Genomic DNA, 14,990 nt, shown 5'->3' with positions numbered 1-14,990 from the left:
CGTGTACTTCACCGATCGAGGCATCGAGGAGCTGGCGGCCCGCCGCGGCGAGGAGGACGTGTCCTTCGCGTGGCTGGCCGACCGGCTCGTCGAGTTCGTCGACCAGCACCCCGACTTCGAGGTGCCGGTCGAGCGGCTGGCGACCTGGCTGGCCCGCCTCGACGACGACGAGGACTGAGCGCGACGTGTCGGTGCGGGCTGCCAGACTGAACCAGTGAGGTTCGACCAGCCACCCGTGGTGCGCGTGAAGCCGGAGCGTCACGGCGACGGTCCTCCCCTCGAGCCCTGGCTCCTCGACGTCCCCGCGGTGCAGCAGGTGCTGCGCGACGGGCTCGACCTCGCGCCCGGCGTCACGTTCCTCGTGGGCGAGAACGGGGCCGGCAAGTCCACGCTCGTCGAGGCCGTCGCCATGGCCTACGGCTTGTCCCCCGAGGGCGGGAGCACGCAGGGCTGGCACCGCACCCGACCGAGCGAGTCCGCGCTGCACAACGAGCTGACGCTCCAGCGCGGCGTCGGCACCGGCAGCTGGGGGTTCTTCCTGCGCGCCGAGACCATGCACGGCTGGTACACGTACCAGGAGGGCGTGGGCGGACACGACCTGCACGCGATGAGCCACGGCGAGTCGTTCCTCGCGGTGCTGCGCCGGCGCTTCGACTCCCCCGGCTTCTACTGCCTCGACGAGCCCGAGGCCGCGTTGTCGTTCTCCTCCAGCCTCACGCTGCTGCGCACCCTCCACGACATCGCCGAGGGCGGGGGCCAGGTGCTGTGCGCGACCCACTCGCCGATCGTCGCCTCGCTGCCCGGCGCCCGGGTGCTCGAGGTCGGTCCGTGGGGACTGCGCGAGACCACGTGGGACGACCTCGACCTGGTGCACCACTGGCGTGCCTACCTCGCCGCGCCCGGGCGATACCTGCGCCACGTCCTGGCCGACGACGACGATGAGTGAGTCGCCGGCGACCTCGCGCACGCGGCGGCTGCTGACCGCCAACCCGTTCCTCACCGCGACGGCCGCCCTCGCGCTGCTCACGTGCGTGCTCGTCCCGCCGAGCCGGGAGTACCTGGACTACCCGGAGTACCGCACCCTGGTCTGCCTGTGGTGCTTCCTCACCGTCATCGGTGCCCTCGACCGCACCCACCTGGTCACGGCCGCGGCCCAGGGCGTGGTCGCCGTCCTGCGCACCCGACGCGCGCTGGTCCTCGGACTGGTGCTGCTCACGATGGTCGCCTCGATGCTGATCACGAACGACATGGCACTGCTGACCCTCCTGCCGCTCAGCCAGCTGGCCCTGCGCGCCACCGGCGACGATCGTCACCTGGCCTACGTGTTCGTCCTGCAGACGGTCGCCGCGAACCTCGGTGGGATGATCACGCCGTTCGGCAGCCCGCAGAACCTCTTCCTCTACCAGTACTTCCACCTGTCCGTCGGCGAGCTGGTCGGCGTGATGGTCTGGCCGTTCGTGGTGTCCCTGGTCCTTGTGGTGATCGCCTGCCTGCTGGTGCCGAACGCCCCGATCTCCCCGGTCACCGACCGCACGTCGGTCCGCTGGCCCCCCGCCACCGTGCACCTCGTCCTCTTCGTCGTGGCGGTCGCGATCGTCGTCCGGGCACTCCCCGTCTGGGCGGGCGTCGTCGTGGTGGCGGTCGTCGCGGTCCTCGACGCACGGGCTCTGCGCTCGGTCGACTACGGACTGCTCGCCACGTTCGTGCTGTTCTTCGTCTTCGCCGGCAACCTCGAACGGGTGCCGCAGGCCAGCGGCTTCCTGCAGGACCTGCTCCAGGAGCACGTCCTGCTCTGGGGCGTGGCCGGCAGCCAGCTCGTCTCCAACGTCCCCACGGCGCTGCTGTTCGCACCGTTCACCGACGACTGGCGCGCCCTGCTGCTGGGCGTGAACATCGGCGGCGTCGGCACGATCGTGGCGTCGCTGGCGAGCCTGATCACGCTGCGCCGCTACCAGCAGCTCCGGCCCGACGGCACGCGCGCCTTCCTCGGCCTGTTCACCGTGGTCAACGTGCTGTTCCTCGTGCTGCTCCTGGGAGCCACGGGCCTGCTGCTCGCCGCCGGGGTGCTCTGAGCCGACCCCGGCGCCACGGTCAGAGCGTCAGGACGATCTTGCCGAACACGTCGCCGTCGACCACGCGCTGCAGCCCCTGGGCCGCGTCCGCCATCGGGATCTCGCTGTCGATGAGCGGCCGGGTGCCGGTCACGTCCATGAACTGGGCCAGGGCGTGCAGCTCGTCGCGCGTCCCCATGGTCGAGCCGTGCACGCGCATCTGCTGGAAGAAGATGCGGGTCAGCTCGGCCGCCTTCGGCGCGTCGCCCGACGTGGCTCCGGAGATGACGATCGTGCCGCCCGGACGCATCGACTTGATCGAGTGCGACCACGTGGCGGCACCGACCGTCTCCATGACCGCGTCGACCTTGGCGGGCAGACGGGCACCGGACTCGAACACCTCGTGCGCACCGATCTCGAGCGCCTTGGCGCGCTTGTCCTCGTCACGGCTGGTGGCGAACACCCGGAACCCGGCCGCGCGGGCCAGCGTGATCACGGCGGTGGCCACGCCTCCGCCGGCACCCTGGACGAGCACGGTGTCGCCCTGCTTGAGACCGGACTGCGTGAACAGCATCCGGTAGGCCGTCAGCCACGCCGTCGGCAGGCACGCGGCCTCGGCGAAGGACAGACCCGCGGGCTTCGGCACCACGTTGCGCGCGGGCACGGCCACCTTCGCGGCGAAGGTGCCCTGGTGGCGCTCGGACAGCAACGACCGCTTGGGGTCGAGCGTCTCGTCGCCCCGCCAGGAGGGGTCACTGATGACGGCGTGCACGAGGACCTCGTTGCCCTCCTCGTCGAGTCCCGCGGCGTCGCAGCCGAGGATCATCGGCAGCGACTCCTCGCGCAGGCCGACGCCCCGCAGGCTCCACACGTCGTGGTGGTTGATCGACGCGGCCTTGACCGTGACGGTCGTCCAGCCCTCGGGGACCTCGGGGTCGGGACGCTCCCCCACCACGAGCCCGTCGAGCGGGTTCTCGGGGTTGATCTGACCTGCGTAGACGGCGAACATGCGACTCCTCGGGTGGACGGATCAGTAGGGACGGCGGGCGAGACCCTCGCGACGGGCCGTCTCGGTGACCGCTCGGGTCACCACGTCGGCGACGCGCGGGTCGAACGGCGACGGGATCACGTAGGACTCGCTCAGGTCGTCACCGACGAGGTCGGCGATGGCGTGGGCGGCCGCGAGCTTCATGCCCTCGGAGATCGCCGTGGCACGGACGGCCAGGGCGCCCCGGAAGATGCCCGGGAAGACGAGCACGTTGTTGATCTGGTTCGGGAAGTCCGACCGCCCCGTCGCCACGACCCGGGCGTGCCGGTGGGCGACGTCGGGGTGGACCTCGGGGTTGGGGTTCGCCATCGCGAACACGATGGCGTCCGGCGCCATCCGGGCGACGTCCTCCTCGGGGACCGTGCCGCCCGAGACGCCGATGAACACGTCGGCCTTCTCGAGCGCGTCGCCCACCGTGCCGGGGCGGGCCCAGTCGGCCGTCTGCTCGGCCAGCATCTGCTTGACGCTGTTCAGGTCGTCGCGGCCCGGGTGGATGACACCCTGGCGGTCGACGACGCTGATCCGGTGCACCCCGGCCGACCGCAGGATCTGCGTGATGGCCACACCCGCGGCTCCCGCACCGGAGATGACGACCTTCACGTCCTGCATGTCCCGGTCGGTGAGGCGGACCGCGTTGATGAGCGCGGCCAGGGTCACGACCGCGGTGCCGTGCTGGTCGTCGTGGAAGACCGGGATGTCCAGCTGCTCGATCAGGCGACGCTCGATCTCGAAGCATCGCGGGCTCGAGATGTCCTCGAGGTTGATGCCGCCGAACGTCGGGGCCAGGCGCACGACCGTCTCGACGATCTCGTCGACGTCGGTGGTCGCCAGCGCCACGGGGATCGCGTCGACGCCGCCGAACTGCTTGAAGAGCACAGCCTTGCCCTCCATGACGGGCATGGACGCCGCCGGCCCGATGTCACCGAGCCCGAGCACCGCCGTGCCGTCGGTGACCACGGCCACCGTGTTCGAGACCCAGGTGTAGTCGTGGGCCATGTCGGGGTCGGCCGCGATCGCCTCGCACACCCGGGCGACGCCGGGCGTGTAGGACAACGACAGGTCGTCGGCGTCGCGCAGCGGCACGGTCGACGCCACCTGCATCTTGCCGCCGCGGTGCAGCGCGAAGACCGGGTCGTCGGGATCGAACGCCTCGAACGGCGTGCTGGTGTCGGGGGCGACCATGGCGGTTGTCTTCTCTTTCGAAGGGGGCAGGATCTCGCGGAACGAGCGTCGACGCGGCCCGCGACCGGTAGGTGCACGGCGGGCCCGCGGACGCGGGGAGACGGCAGGTGATGCCCGCCGACGAGTCTCTCACACGGGGTCGTGGCCTCCGAGAGCCTGGGTGACCGGTGGGGACACGAGGCAGCCGAGCGCGACCAGGGCGCCGACGGCCATGGTCGGGGTGATCCACGCCGCGTCCCCCCGGAAGTTGAAGGAGAGCACGAGGCACAGCAGCTGGGAGAAGACCAGGAAGCCCCGCGGCCAGGTCTGCCCGGCCAGGATCCGCACCACCGCGACCAGGAGGAGCGCGCCGAAGGCCCCCAGGAACCCGGCCGTGCTCACACCCAGACCGACCCGGTCGGCCTCGACGGACCGCAGCTCGAGCGCGGCGATCGTCAGCAGGCCGAGTGCCTGCGCGGACACGACGGCACCGGCCACGGCCAGCAGCGTCCTGGCCCTGCCGCGCGGCGCGACGGAGGACTGGCCGGGCGAGGACGCCGACGGCTCGTCCGCAGGTGAGGGATCGGGGTTCGAGGTCACGGCACCAGGGTAGGTCCGGCACCCCGGTCCAGCCCGCGAGGCAACTGGTATGACCTGTGTGACTGACCCGACACGGACCCGCCGCGCAATCCCTTGTGCCCAGAGGATTTTGTTGAAACGATGAAGCGAACGCGCACGCCGGTCTCGCCGGCTTTTTTTCGTGCGTTCGCACTCACACAAGGGAAGGAGCTGTCGTCATGGACTGGCGCCACCACAGCGCATGTCTCGATGAAGACCCCGAGCTCTTCTTCCCCATCGGCAACACCGGCCCCGCGATCCTGCAGATCGAGGAGGCGAAGGTCGTCTGTCGCCGCTGCGACGTCCGTGAGCAGTGCCTGCAGTGGGCACTGGAGTCCGGTCAGGACCACGGCGTCTGGGGAGGCATGAGCGAGGACGAGCGTCGTGCCCTCAAGCGTCGCAACGCGAGGGCACGCATCCGCACCGCCTGAAGTCGTTCCACGCAGCACGCGTCCGAACCCCGTACCCGCGTCGGGTACGGGGTTCTCGGCGTCCGGGCCCCTGGCCTGGTTCCCGAGGCCGACGCCGAACGGTCCGGCCCACCCCTGTCCGCCCGTCGCCCGTGGCCGTCGGTCAGAGCGAGATGCTGATGGTCACCGTGGCGCCGCGGCCAGGCCGTGACTCGAAGCCCAGCGTGCCGCCCAGCTCGGACTCGACCAGCGTCGACACGATCGACAGGCCGAGGCTGCGCGTCGGGTCGAAGTCGGCCGGCAGACCGGTCCCGTCGTCGCTCACCCGCATCCGCACCCGTTCCCGGATCCGGTTGACCGCCACCGTCACCCGACCCGCGCCGCCCGGGAAGGCGTGCTCCGCCGCGTTCTGCACCAGCTCGGTCAGCACCATCGCCAACGGGGTCGCGACCTCCGCCGGCAGCAGGCCGAAGCTCCCGATGCGCTCCGCCCGGACCTGGGGCCCGCCGACGTCGAGCACCGAGCGCAGCAGACGGTCGGCGATGTCGTCGAAGGCCACCGTCTCCTCGAAGCCCTGGCTCAGCGTCTCGTGCACCAACGCGATCGACCCCACCCGGCGGACGGCCTCGTCGAGCGCCGCCCGCGCCTCGGGCACGTCCATGCGTCGGGCCTGCAGGCGCAGCAGCGCCGCGACCGTCTGGAGGTTGTTCTTCACCCGGTGGTGGATCTCGCGGATCGTCGCCTCCTTGGAGACGAGCTGCTTCTCCCGCAGCCGCAGCTCGGTGACGTCGCGCAGCAGGACCACGGCGCCGTCACGACCGGTCCCGGGCGCGGTCAACGGGATCACTCGGAGGAGGAGAGTGGCCTCCGCGCCCGAGACCTCGGCCTCGGCCGGCGACGATCCCCCCAGGGCCGCGGCGGTGCTCAGGTCCGTGGGCGTGCGCCCCACGCACGCTGCCGTGACCTCCGCCAGGTCCGCACCCTGGAGGGCCCCCGTCAGACCGAGCCGACGGTACGCCGAGTGCGCGTTGGGGCTCGCGTACTGCACCGTGCCGTCCGCCGTCGTGCGGATGAACCCGTCGCCCACCCGCCACGCGTCGGCCAGCTCCGACCGGGCCCCGGGCGTCGGGAACTCCCCCCGCCCGATCATCGAGACGACGGTGTCGGCCGCGGCCCGGTAGGTGACCTCCAGCTGGCTCGTGGCCCGCGCGTCACCGCCGCTGCGCAGCGCCAGGACCGCGATCGTGCGCTCCTCGCGCCGGACCGGGACCACGCGCACGTGCACACCCTCGGCCACCGCGGCGTCGTCGTCGTCCTGCGCGCCCTCCCCGGCCAGCACCCGCGCCGCCGCCGGCGACCGCTCCCCCGGCACGAACGTCCCCGTGACGTCCTCCAGGAGCGTCGTCGCCACCGTCGTGGGACGGATCTGGGCCACCGCCCACAGACCCTTGGACTCCGCGTCCGGCACCCACAGCACGAGGTCGCCGAAGGAGAGGTCGGCCAGGATCTGCCAGTCCGCCACGAGGGCCTGGATCCACGCGACGTCGTCCGGACCCAGGGTCGTCTGCGACCGGATGATGTCGTCGAGGGTCGGCACGCGCCCAGCCTATCGACGGCAGCGGGCCGACCGTCCCTTCCGCCGGTCGCTCCAGGACGTCTGGCACGATGAACGAGATGTCCGAGGCCTACTGGCAGTCCGTCATGAAGACCGGCATGCAGGTGCCGCTCGACCGCTCCCTGGACGAGTCCACGGTGGAGCTCGTCGAGATGCTCGGTCACCCCAATCCGCGGCTGCGTGAGGACCTCGCCTACCCGCTCCTCACGACCTGGATCGCCAACGGCGTGTACGACGGCCTGCTCGCCGGCCTGGGCGACGGGGTCGCGCCCGGGCTGCGGTACGGCCTCGGCCACGACGGCGACGTCTCCGTCATCCGCCGGTCCTACAGCGCCCTCATGCTCGCCGAGATCATCGGGCGGGACAACGACGAGCACCTGCTCCCCGCCACGACCGTCCTCGGGTGGGGCGACCTCGCCACCAGCTGGTACGTGCGCGAGCTCGACCACCGCGGCTGGATCCCCGAGCAGGGGTGGGCCCACGCGGTCGCCCACGGCGCCGACCTGCTGGCGGCCCTCGCCCGTTCCCGCCACTTCGGCCGTCTCGAGCTGACCGTCCTGCTCGACGTCATCGCCGACCGCGTGCTGACCCCCACCGCCTACGGCTGGCGCCACGGCGAGGACGACCGGCTCGCCTACGCCGTCATGACCCTCCTGCACCGCAACGCGCTCGACCCCGGCATCGTCGAGCCGTGGCTCGCCCGGCTCGGCGCCGGCATCAAGGCACCACGGACCCGCGGCCACCTCGACGACGAGTGGCCCTCCCCGACGGCCAAGAACGCGTCGTCGTTCCTGCGCGCCCTCCACCTCCAGCTGGCCCTCGGCGTGCAGGGACGCGCCGACCTGCGCGGCGACGCCGAGCTGTTCGCCGAGCAGCCGGCCCATCGGGCCGACCTCCTGCTGGCCGTGCTCGACCAGATCCGCGGCGAGAGCCCCTGGCTCTACCGACCCACCACCCGGGCCCGGCCCGTCGACGGCCCGGCGGGCGACACCCCCGTGCAGTAGCGTGCGCCGCATGTCACAGAACGACGGCACCGCAGGGACCCCCACCGAGACCGGGAACGACCAGAGCGCCGACGAGGTGCGCTCCGCGCCCAGCGCCGACGAGGTGCGCTCCGCGCCCAGCGCCGACGAGGTGCGCTCCGCGCCCAGCGCCGACGAGGTGCGCTCCGCGCACGGGGGCGTGCACGCGCTCGAGGTCGCCCGCGCCCACGGCGTCCAGGCCATGTTCACCCTCTCCGGCGCCCACGTGTTCCCGATGTACGACGCCGCGGTCACCGCCGCCGACCCGATGCCCATCATCGACGTCCGGCACGAGCCCACCGCCGTGTTCGCCGCCGAGGCCGTCGGCAAGCTCACCCGCACCCCCGGCCTGGCCGTCCTCACGGCCGGACCCGGGGTCACGAACGGCGTCAGCCCGGTCGCCCAGGCCCACTTCGCCGGCTCGCCCCTGGTCGTGATCGGCGGTCGTGCGCCGGAGGCCCGTTGGGGCATGGGCACGCTCCAGGAGCTGGACCACCCGCCGATCTTCGAGACGGTCTCCACCTGGGCCTCCACCGCCCGGACCGTCGGCGACATCGCCCCCACCGTCCACGAGGCCTTCACCCGCGCCGGGTCCTCGCACCGCGGCCCCACCTTCGTGGACGTGCCCATGGACGAGTTCTTCAACTCCGGCCCCGTCACGGCACAGCCAGGACTCCAGCGGGCCCGGATCGAGCCGGACCCCGACGACCTCGCCCGCGCCGGTCGCCTCCTGCAGGAGGCGCGTCGCCCGGTCCTCGTGCTCGGCACCGACGTCTGGGCCGACGGTGCCGAGGAGGCCGCTCAGCGCTTCGCCGCCGAGACCGGCATCCCCGTCATCGCCAACGGCATGGGTCGCGGCATCCTGCCCGGCGGGCACGGCCAGCTCGTCACGAAGGCCCGGTCGGCGGCCTTCAGCGGCGCCGACCTCGTGGTCGTCGCCGGGACCCCGCTCGACTTCCGCCTCGGCTACGGCGTGTTCGGTGGCAAGGACGGCGCCACCCCGGCGCGCGTGGTCCACCTCGCCGACTCCCCCGCCCAGCTGTCCACGCACGCCACGCTGGCCGCCTCCGCCTCGGGCGACCTCACCGTCGTCCTCGACGGCATCCTCTCGGCCCTGCAGTCCGCCCCCGGTGCGCGCCCGGACTGGACGCCGTGGCTGACCGAGCTGCAGGACGTCGTGGCCTCTGCCGCAGCACGCGACGTCGACCTCCTCGGCTCGCAGAGCGACCCCATCCACCCCGCGCGCATCTACGGCGAGCTGCTCCCCCGCCTGGCCGACGACGCCGTGGTCATCGGCGACGGCGGTGACTTCGTGTCCTTCGCCGGGAAGTTCGTGGAGCCGCAGCGCCCCGGTGGCTGGCTCGACCCAGGGCCGTACGGGTGCCTCGGCGCGGGCATGGGTGCGGCCATGGCCGCCCGCATCACGCGGCCCTCCAGCCAGGTCGTCGTGCTGTTCGGCGACGGCGCTGCCGGCATGTCGCTCATGGACGTCGACACCCTCGTCCGTCACGACCTGCCGGTCGTCATGGTCGTGGGCAACAACTCCGCCTGGGGGCTGGAGAAGAGCCCCATGCAGATGCTCTACGGCTACGACGTCGCCGCGGACCTCGCTCCGAACACGCGCTACGACCAGGTCGTCACGGCGCTCGGCGGTGGCGGCGAGATGGTCACCGACCCCGCCGAGATCGGTCCGGCGATCGACCGGGCGTTCGCGTCGGGCGTGCCCTACCTCGTCAACGTCATGACCGACGTGTCGGCGCAGTACCCCCGCACCACCCACGGCGTCTGAGGTCGGCGCGGGACCCGACCGGACCGCCGCGTCCCGCGCGGGTGAGGGTAGCCTCACCTCGTGGCGAGCACGAGGACGCAGGTCGAGGCCCCTGGGACGGGTCCGGACGACCGCACCCCGCCCGACGGGGCCGGCGCACTGCTGCGTCGGAGCGTGCGACGCCAGGCCCGCCAGCTCGTTCCCGGCTACTCCCTGCTCGTCGTCTGGCAGCTCTGCGAGACCCTCGTGCCGGTCGTCATCGGCCTGGTCGTCGACCAGGCCGTGGACGGCGGCACCCTGGGTGACCTGGCCTGGACGCTCGGCGTCCTGGTGGCCCTCTTCCTCGTCCTGAGCAACGGCTACCGCTACGGCGCCCGGTTCATCGTGCGCGGCATCCAGACCGAGGCGCACCTGCTGCGCGGGGAGGTCTCCGCCCACGTGCTGCACCCGCGCGGAGCGCGCACCGACCGGCTCGCCGGCGAGACGCTCTCGATCGCGACGTCGGACGCCGAGCTCGTCCCCTCCGTGCTGCACCAGCTCGGCTACGCGCTCGCGTCGCTCGTCGCCGTCGTCGCGACGGCCGTCTACGTCCTGTCCGTCGACGTCGTGCTCGGTCTGGTGATCCTGCTCGGCGTGCCCGGCGTCCTGCTGGTCATCCAGGCGCTCGCCCCCCTCGTGGCCAGGCGCACCCGCCGCCAGCAGGAGAGCACTGCGTCCGCCTCGGGCGTGGCCGCCGACGTGCTGACGGGACTGCGTCCGCTCAAGGGCATCGGCGGTGAGGACGTCGCTCTCGGCCGGTACCGGTCCGCCAGCCGGCAGGCGAGCAGCGACACCATCGCCGTCGCGCGCTCCTGGGGCTACCTGGCCGGACTCACCACCGCACTCAGCGGGATCCTGCTGGCCGTCGTCGCGGTCGTGGCCGGCGAGCGCGCCCTCGACGGCACCATCGGTCTCGGTCAGCTCATCGCGCTCGTGGGCCTGACCCAGTTCCTCGCGGAGCCGATCCGCGGCCTGGGCGACGTGAGCGCGCAGTTCGCGGCGTCGCGCGCCTCGGCCGGACGCATCGTGGAGTTCCTGAACACCCCCCGTGTGCTCGCCCCCGGCGGTCGCGGACCGTCCGAGGACCGTCCCGGCCTCGTGCTCGAGTCGGCCGTCGTGGGACCCCTGCGGGGGGTGGACCTGCGGACCTCGGCCGACGAGCTGGTCGCCGTGAGCATCGACGACCCCGCCGTCTCCGACACGCTCATGGCCGTGCTCACGGGCGAGGTCACGCTCACGTCGGGCCGGGCGCGACTCGGCGACGTCGACCTGCACGAGCTGTCCGTCGAGGGTCGACGCTTGCACCTGCTCGTCGCCTCGCACCACTCCGGCGTCTTCGAGGGGACGCTGCGCAGCACGGTCGACCCCGGCGGCGAGCGCACCGACGCGGACCTCGCGCCCGCCCTGGCTGCGTCGGCGGCCGACGACGTCGTCCGCCTGCACCCCGACGGACTCGACCGCGCCGTGCGTGCCGCCGGCTCGAGCCTGTCCGGCGGTCAGCGGCAGCGCCTCACCCTGGCCCGGGCCCTCGCGACGGACCGTCCGGTCCTCGTGCTGCAGGACCCGACGAGCGCGGTGGATGCCGTGACCGAGCAGAACATCGCCCGCGGCGTGCGCCGGCTGCGTCGAGGACGCACCACCCTCGTCATCACCTCCAGTCCCGCGCTGCTCCAGCACGCCGACCGCGTCGTGGTGGTGCGCGACGGACGCGTCGTGGCCGAGGGCACCCACGCCGACCTCGTGCGCGATCCCACCTATCGCGCGGCGGTGGACCGATGAGCACGGACGAGGCGACGAACGTCCACCTGCTGCCGGTCGCCGACGCACGAAGCACGACGGCCGTCGCGTGGCGGCTCGTGCGCGCCCGTCGGGCGAGCCTGGCGCTGACGATCGCCTCGTTCCTGCTCACCGGCTTCGCCGGGGTCGCGCCCGTGCTGATGATCGGCCGGATCGTCGACGCCGTGCGCGAGGACGGGACCCTGCGCGAGATCGTCGTCGCCGCCACGGTGATGGTGCTCGCCGGTCTCGTCGCCGGATTGTTCTCGACGCTGTCGTCCGCGGCACTGGCGCAGGCCGTGGCGCCGGCCTTGGCCGAGCTGCGCGAGGACGTGCTGGACCGTGCCCTGCACCTGGAGTCACAGCGGATCGAGGAGGCAGGCATCGGCGACGTGCTGAGCCGTGTGGGTGACGACGTCCGCAAGCTCACCGAGGCGCTCGACGAGGCCATCCCCCTCCTGCTCGGCTCGCTGTCCGCCATCGGCTTCACGGTCGGCGGACTGTTCACGCTCGACTGGCGCCTCGGCCTGGCCGGTCTCGCCGCCGCGCCCTGCTACGTGCTCGCGCTCCGCTGGTACCTGCCCCGCTCGATCCCCTACTACCGCGCCGAGCGAACCGCCGAGGGTGCGCGGGCCGAGGCGCTCATCACCGGGGTGCGCGACGCCGCGACGCTGCGGGCGTTCGGCGTGGAGCGCATCGCGCTCGAGCGGATCGAGCGCCGCTCCGCCGCCGCCGTCGAGATCACCGTCGACGTGTTCAGGCTCTTCACCCGCTTCGGCGCCCGGATGAACGGGTCGGAGTGCGTGGGCCTGGTCCTGGTGCTGGGCACCGGGTACCTCCTCGTGTCGAGCGGTGCCGCGAGCGTCGGCGACGCCACCGCCGCTGCGCTGTTCTTCCATCGCCTGTTCAACCCCATCGGGGCGGTGCTGTTCGTCTTCGACGCCGTGCAGGCGAGCGGAGCGGCGCTGGCCCGGCTGGCCGGCGTCGTCCTCATCGCGCCGCGCGACCACGCCCCCGTGGACGTCGGCCCCGACCCGACGTTGCGGCTCACGGGTGTGCACCACGCCTACGAGGTGGGCCGTCCGGTGCTCGCACCGATCGACCTGGAGGTGCGCCCCGGGGAGCGCGTGTCCGTCGTCGGGGCCACCGGCGCCGGGAAGACCACTCTCGGGGGGATCGCCGCCGGGACCCTCTCCCCGAGCGGCGGCAGCGTCCGACTCGGCGCCCTCGACATCACCACCGCCGCCGAGACCGTCGTGCGCCGGCACGTGGCGCTCGTCTCGCAGGAGGTCCACGTCTTCGCCGGCACGCTGCGCGACAACCTCGTCCTGGCCGACCCGCACGCCGACGACGACACGCTCTGGGCGGCGCTCACCGCCACCGAGGCAGCGGCCTGGGCACGGACGCTCCCCCACGGCCTGGACACCGTGGTGGGCGACCTCGGCCACCCCCTCACCCCGGCCCAGGCCCAGCAGCTCGCCCTCACCCGGGTGCTGCTGCTCGACCCGCAGGTGGTCGTGCTCGACGAGGCCACGGCGGAGGCAGGGTCGTCCGGGGCCCGTGAGCTCGAGCAGGCCGGCGAGGCCGTCACCCGCGGACGCGCCGCGCTCGTCATCGCCCACCGGTTGAGCCAGGCCCGCACGGCCGACCGGGTGATCGTGATGGAACACGGCGCGGTGGTCGAGGAGGGGCCCCACGACGACCTCGTGCGGGCCGGCGGGCGCTACGCGGCCCTCTGGTCGGCGTGGTCGGACGCAGGAACCGGGGACGTCGGGCAGGCTGGGTGGTCCCCCGCCCGTGACCTGGAGGACCGATGACCCGCAGTGCATCCGTGACCCACACCGTCGGCGACGCCGACACGGCCGCCGCCCTCGGCAGCGGTGACCTGCCGGTGCTGGCGACGCCGCGCGTCCTGGCCTGGCTGGAGGCAGCGACGTGCGCGGCCCTGGACCTCGACGACGGCCGCACGAGCGTGGGCACGAGGGTCGAGGTCGAGCACATCGCCGCCAGCCCCGTGGGGGCGACGATCACCGCCACGGCGGACCTGGTGCACGAGGACGGCCGACTCCTGCGCTTCCGGGTCGCCGCCCACGACGGGCACGGGACGCTCGTGGCGCACGGCGAGGTCCGTCGCGTCGTCGTGGACCGCGCGCGCTTCCTGGAACGGGTGCCCCGACCCTGAGCGACCCGACCCTGACCCGTCGCCCTCGGTGCCGGGCCGCGGACCACGTTCGCAGGCGAGAGGGACGATGTGGGACGATGGACGCTGAACGTCTGAGGAGGACCATCATGGGCAAGACCGGCCGCAAGCGCCGCGCGCGTCGCAAGAAGGGCGCGAACCACGGCAAGCGCCCCAACGCGTGACCTGACGCTCCTCGCGGAGCGCACAGACGATCGAAGCCCCCGTCCGGTGACCGGACGGGGGCTTCGACGTCGCCGGGACCGACGTCGCGGTCGGTGGACCGGTCAGGTCTGGCGGTACTCGGAGATCTGCACCTGCACGGTGCGGATCGAGAACAGCACCTTGTCGCGCAGCGGCTCGGGCGCGACCTCGCTGCACGAGCGCGACACCAGCGACTTCACGAGCCGCTCGAGGTCGTACTCGGTGAGGCACTCGCTGCAGTCGTCGATGTGGGCCTGGATCTCCGCACAGCTGGCGCTGTCGATCTCGCGGTCGAGGAACAGGTAGAGGCTCTCGAGTGCGGTCTCGCAGTCAGGGCCGTCGCAGCCGTCGGCGGTGAGGTCGTCGCTCATGAGTCGCTCACCCCGCTCACGGCCATGCCGCGGTCGCGGGCGTAGTCGGCCAGCAGCTCACGCAGCTGACGGCGTCCGCGATGCAGACGGGACATGACGGTGCCGATGGGCGTGCCCATGATCTCGGCGATCTCCTTGTAGGGGAACCCCTCGACGTCGGCCAGGTAGACCGCGTAGCGGAAGTCCTCCGGCAGCGCCTGCAGCGCATCCTTGACGTCGCTGTCGGGCAGCCGCTCCAGCGCCTCCATCTCGGCCGACTTGAGGCCCGAGGACGAGTGCGCCTCGGCGGCGGCGATCTGCCAGTCCTCGATCTCGTCGGTGACCTGCTGCGGCTGACGCTGCTTCTTGCGGTACGAGTTGATGTAGGTGTTGGTGAGGATCCGGTAGAGCCAGGCCTTCAGGTTGGTGCCGGGCTTGTACTGGTGGAAGGCGCTGAACGCCTTGGCGTACGTCTCCTGCACCAGGTCCTCGGCGTCCTGGGGGCTGCGCGTCATGCGCAGACCAGCGGAGTAGAGCTGGTTCAGGAACGGCAGGGCCTCGGCCTCGAAGCGAGCCTGTCGCTGCTCCGGCGTCTCCGTGGCGACGTCGACGTCGCTGTAGTCGATGGCGACGGCTCCGTCGTGGCTGCCGTCCTCGACGGTCGAGGTGGCGTCGACGGACCCGGCGTCGGACGCGTCCGACGTGGGCGGGGGGGTGGTCTCGGGGGTGTTCGTCATCGTGCTCCAGCC

16 protein-coding genes are annotated in these 14,990 nt (G+C 72.7%); 10 read left to right on the top strand and 6 right to left on the bottom strand.

What is annotated here, in order from left to right; genetic code table 11:
• Position 1: 1 nt before the first annotated feature.
• The 3 genes from ASF35_RS18345 to ASF35_RS10465 are packed head-to-tail and all read left to right on the top strand — an operon-like array spanning position 2 to position 2,072.
• Positions 2-178, top strand: coding sequence for a DUF6104 family protein (locus tag ASF35_RS18345; RefSeq protein ID WP_156364744.1), 177 nt, complete (start codon positions 2-4; stop codon positions 176-178).
• A 36-nt stretch (positions 179-214) separates the two neighbouring features.
• Positions 215-946, top strand: coding sequence for an AAA family ATPase (locus ASF35_RS10470; RefSeq protein ID WP_055966853.1), 732 nt, complete (start codon positions 215-217; stop codon positions 944-946).
• The gene (locus ASF35_RS10465; RefSeq protein ID WP_055966850.1) at positions 939-2,072 is read left to right on the top strand and encodes an SLC13 family permease; all 1,134 of its coding nucleotides are present in this window, start codon (positions 939-941) and stop codon (positions 2,070-2,072) included. The genes ASF35_RS10470 and ASF35_RS10465 overlap by 8 nt, the downstream gene beginning before the upstream one ends.
• 19 nt (positions 2,073-2,091) lie before the next feature.
• On the opposite strand, the gene ASF35_RS10460 is transcribed toward ASF35_RS10465, so the two are convergent.
• The 3 genes from ASF35_RS10460 to ASF35_RS10450 form a co-directional block, all read right to left on the bottom strand.
• On the bottom strand, positions 2,092-3,060 hold the full coding sequence (locus ASF35_RS10460; RefSeq protein ID WP_055966847.1) for a zinc-binding dehydrogenase: 969 nt from the start codon (positions 3,058-3,060) through the stop codon (positions 2,092-2,094).
• Between the two features lie 21 nt (positions 3,061-3,081).
• A complete protein-coding gene (locus tag ASF35_RS10455) occupies positions 3,082-4,281 on the bottom strand; it encodes an NADP-dependent malic enzyme (RefSeq protein WP_055966842.1) in 1,200 nt (399 codons plus the stop codon).
• A gap of 129 nt (positions 4,282-4,410) precedes the next feature.
• Positions 4,411-4,860: a hypothetical protein gene (locus ASF35_RS10450; RefSeq protein ID WP_055966840.1), complete on the bottom strand. Its 450-nt coding sequence runs from the start codon at positions 4,858-4,860 to the stop codon at positions 4,411-4,413.
• A 197-nt stretch (positions 4,861-5,057) separates the two neighbouring features.
• Here ASF35_RS10450 and ASF35_RS10445 point away from each other — a divergent pair, with 197 nt between their 5' ends.
• Positions 5,058-5,309, top strand: a complete 252-nt coding sequence (locus ASF35_RS10445; RefSeq protein WP_055966837.1) for a WhiB family transcriptional regulator — start codon at positions 5,058-5,060, stop codon at positions 5,307-5,309.
• A gap of 142 nt (positions 5,310-5,451) precedes the next feature.
• Here the strand turns inward: ASF35_RS10445 and ASF35_RS10440 are convergent, their stop codons facing one another.
• The gene (locus ASF35_RS10440; RefSeq protein WP_055966834.1) at positions 5,452-6,885 is read right to left on the bottom strand and encodes a sensor histidine kinase; all 1,434 of its coding nucleotides are present in this window, start codon (positions 6,883-6,885) and stop codon (positions 5,452-5,454) included.
• Between the two features lie 68 nt (positions 6,886-6,953).
• On the opposite strand from ASF35_RS10440, the gene ASF35_RS10435 reads away from it, so the two are divergent.
• From ASF35_RS10435 to ASF35_RS18630, 6 genes are all read left to right on the top strand, one after another.
• Positions 6,954-7,907 carry a DUF2785 domain-containing protein gene (locus tag ASF35_RS10435; protein WP_235492933.1) on the top strand — a complete coding sequence of 318 codons (954 nt, stop codon included), beginning with the start codon at positions 6,954-6,956 and terminating at the stop codon, positions 7,905-7,907.
• Positions 7,908-7,917: 10 nt separating this feature from the next.
• Positions 7,918-9,714, top strand: a complete 1,797-nt coding sequence (locus ASF35_RS10430) for an acetolactate synthase (RefSeq protein WP_082495512.1) — start codon at positions 7,918-7,920, stop codon at positions 9,712-9,714.
• Positions 9,715-9,774: 60 nt separating this feature from the next.
• Positions 9,775-11,511: an ABC transporter ATP-binding protein gene (locus ASF35_RS10425; protein ID WP_055966830.1), complete on the top strand. Its 1,737-nt coding sequence runs from the start codon at positions 9,775-9,777 to the stop codon at positions 11,509-11,511.
• The gene (locus tag ASF35_RS10420) at positions 11,508-13,325 is read left to right on the top strand and encodes an ABC transporter ATP-binding protein (protein ID WP_055966827.1); all 1,818 of its coding nucleotides are present in this window, start codon (positions 11,508-11,510) and stop codon (positions 13,323-13,325) included. The genes ASF35_RS10425 and ASF35_RS10420 overlap by 4 nt, the downstream gene beginning before the upstream one ends.
• A gap of 14 nt (positions 13,326-13,339) precedes the next feature.
• Positions 13,340-13,690 (top strand): thioesterase family protein, encoded by a 351-nt coding sequence (locus ASF35_RS10415; RefSeq protein ID WP_235499145.1) that lies wholly within the window; start codon positions 13,340-13,342, stop codon positions 13,688-13,690.
• A 107-nt stretch (positions 13,691-13,797) separates the two neighbouring features.
• Complete coding sequence (locus ASF35_RS18630; RefSeq protein ID WP_369797015.1) at positions 13,798-13,872, top strand: 50S ribosomal protein bL37; 75 nt, start codon at positions 13,798-13,800, stop codon at positions 13,870-13,872.
• Between the two features lie 102 nt (positions 13,873-13,974).
• Here the strand turns inward: ASF35_RS18630 and rsrA are convergent, their stop codons facing one another.
• Both rsrA and ASF35_RS10405 read right to left on the bottom strand, forming a co-directional pair.
• Positions 13,975-14,262 carry a mycothiol system anti-sigma-R factor gene (rsrA, locus tag ASF35_RS10410; RefSeq protein WP_055966818.1) on the bottom strand — a complete coding sequence of 96 codons (288 nt, stop codon included), beginning with the start codon at positions 14,260-14,262 and terminating at the stop codon, positions 13,975-13,977.
• Entirely contained in the window at positions 14,259-14,978 is a 720-nt protein-coding gene (locus tag ASF35_RS10405) for a sigma-70 family RNA polymerase sigma factor (RefSeq protein WP_235497726.1), read from the bottom strand. Before ASF35_RS10405 ends, rsrA begins: the two co-directional genes overlap by 4 nt.
• Between the last annotated feature and the right edge of the window lie 12 nt (positions 14,979-14,990).

It is taken from the genome of Aeromicrobium sp. Leaf291 (genome assembly GCF_001423365.1).
Lineage (GTDB): Bacteria > Actinomycetota > Actinomycetes > Propionibacteriales > Nocardioidaceae > Aeromicrobium.
This window is presented reverse-complemented; position numbering and strand designations above follow the sequence as displayed.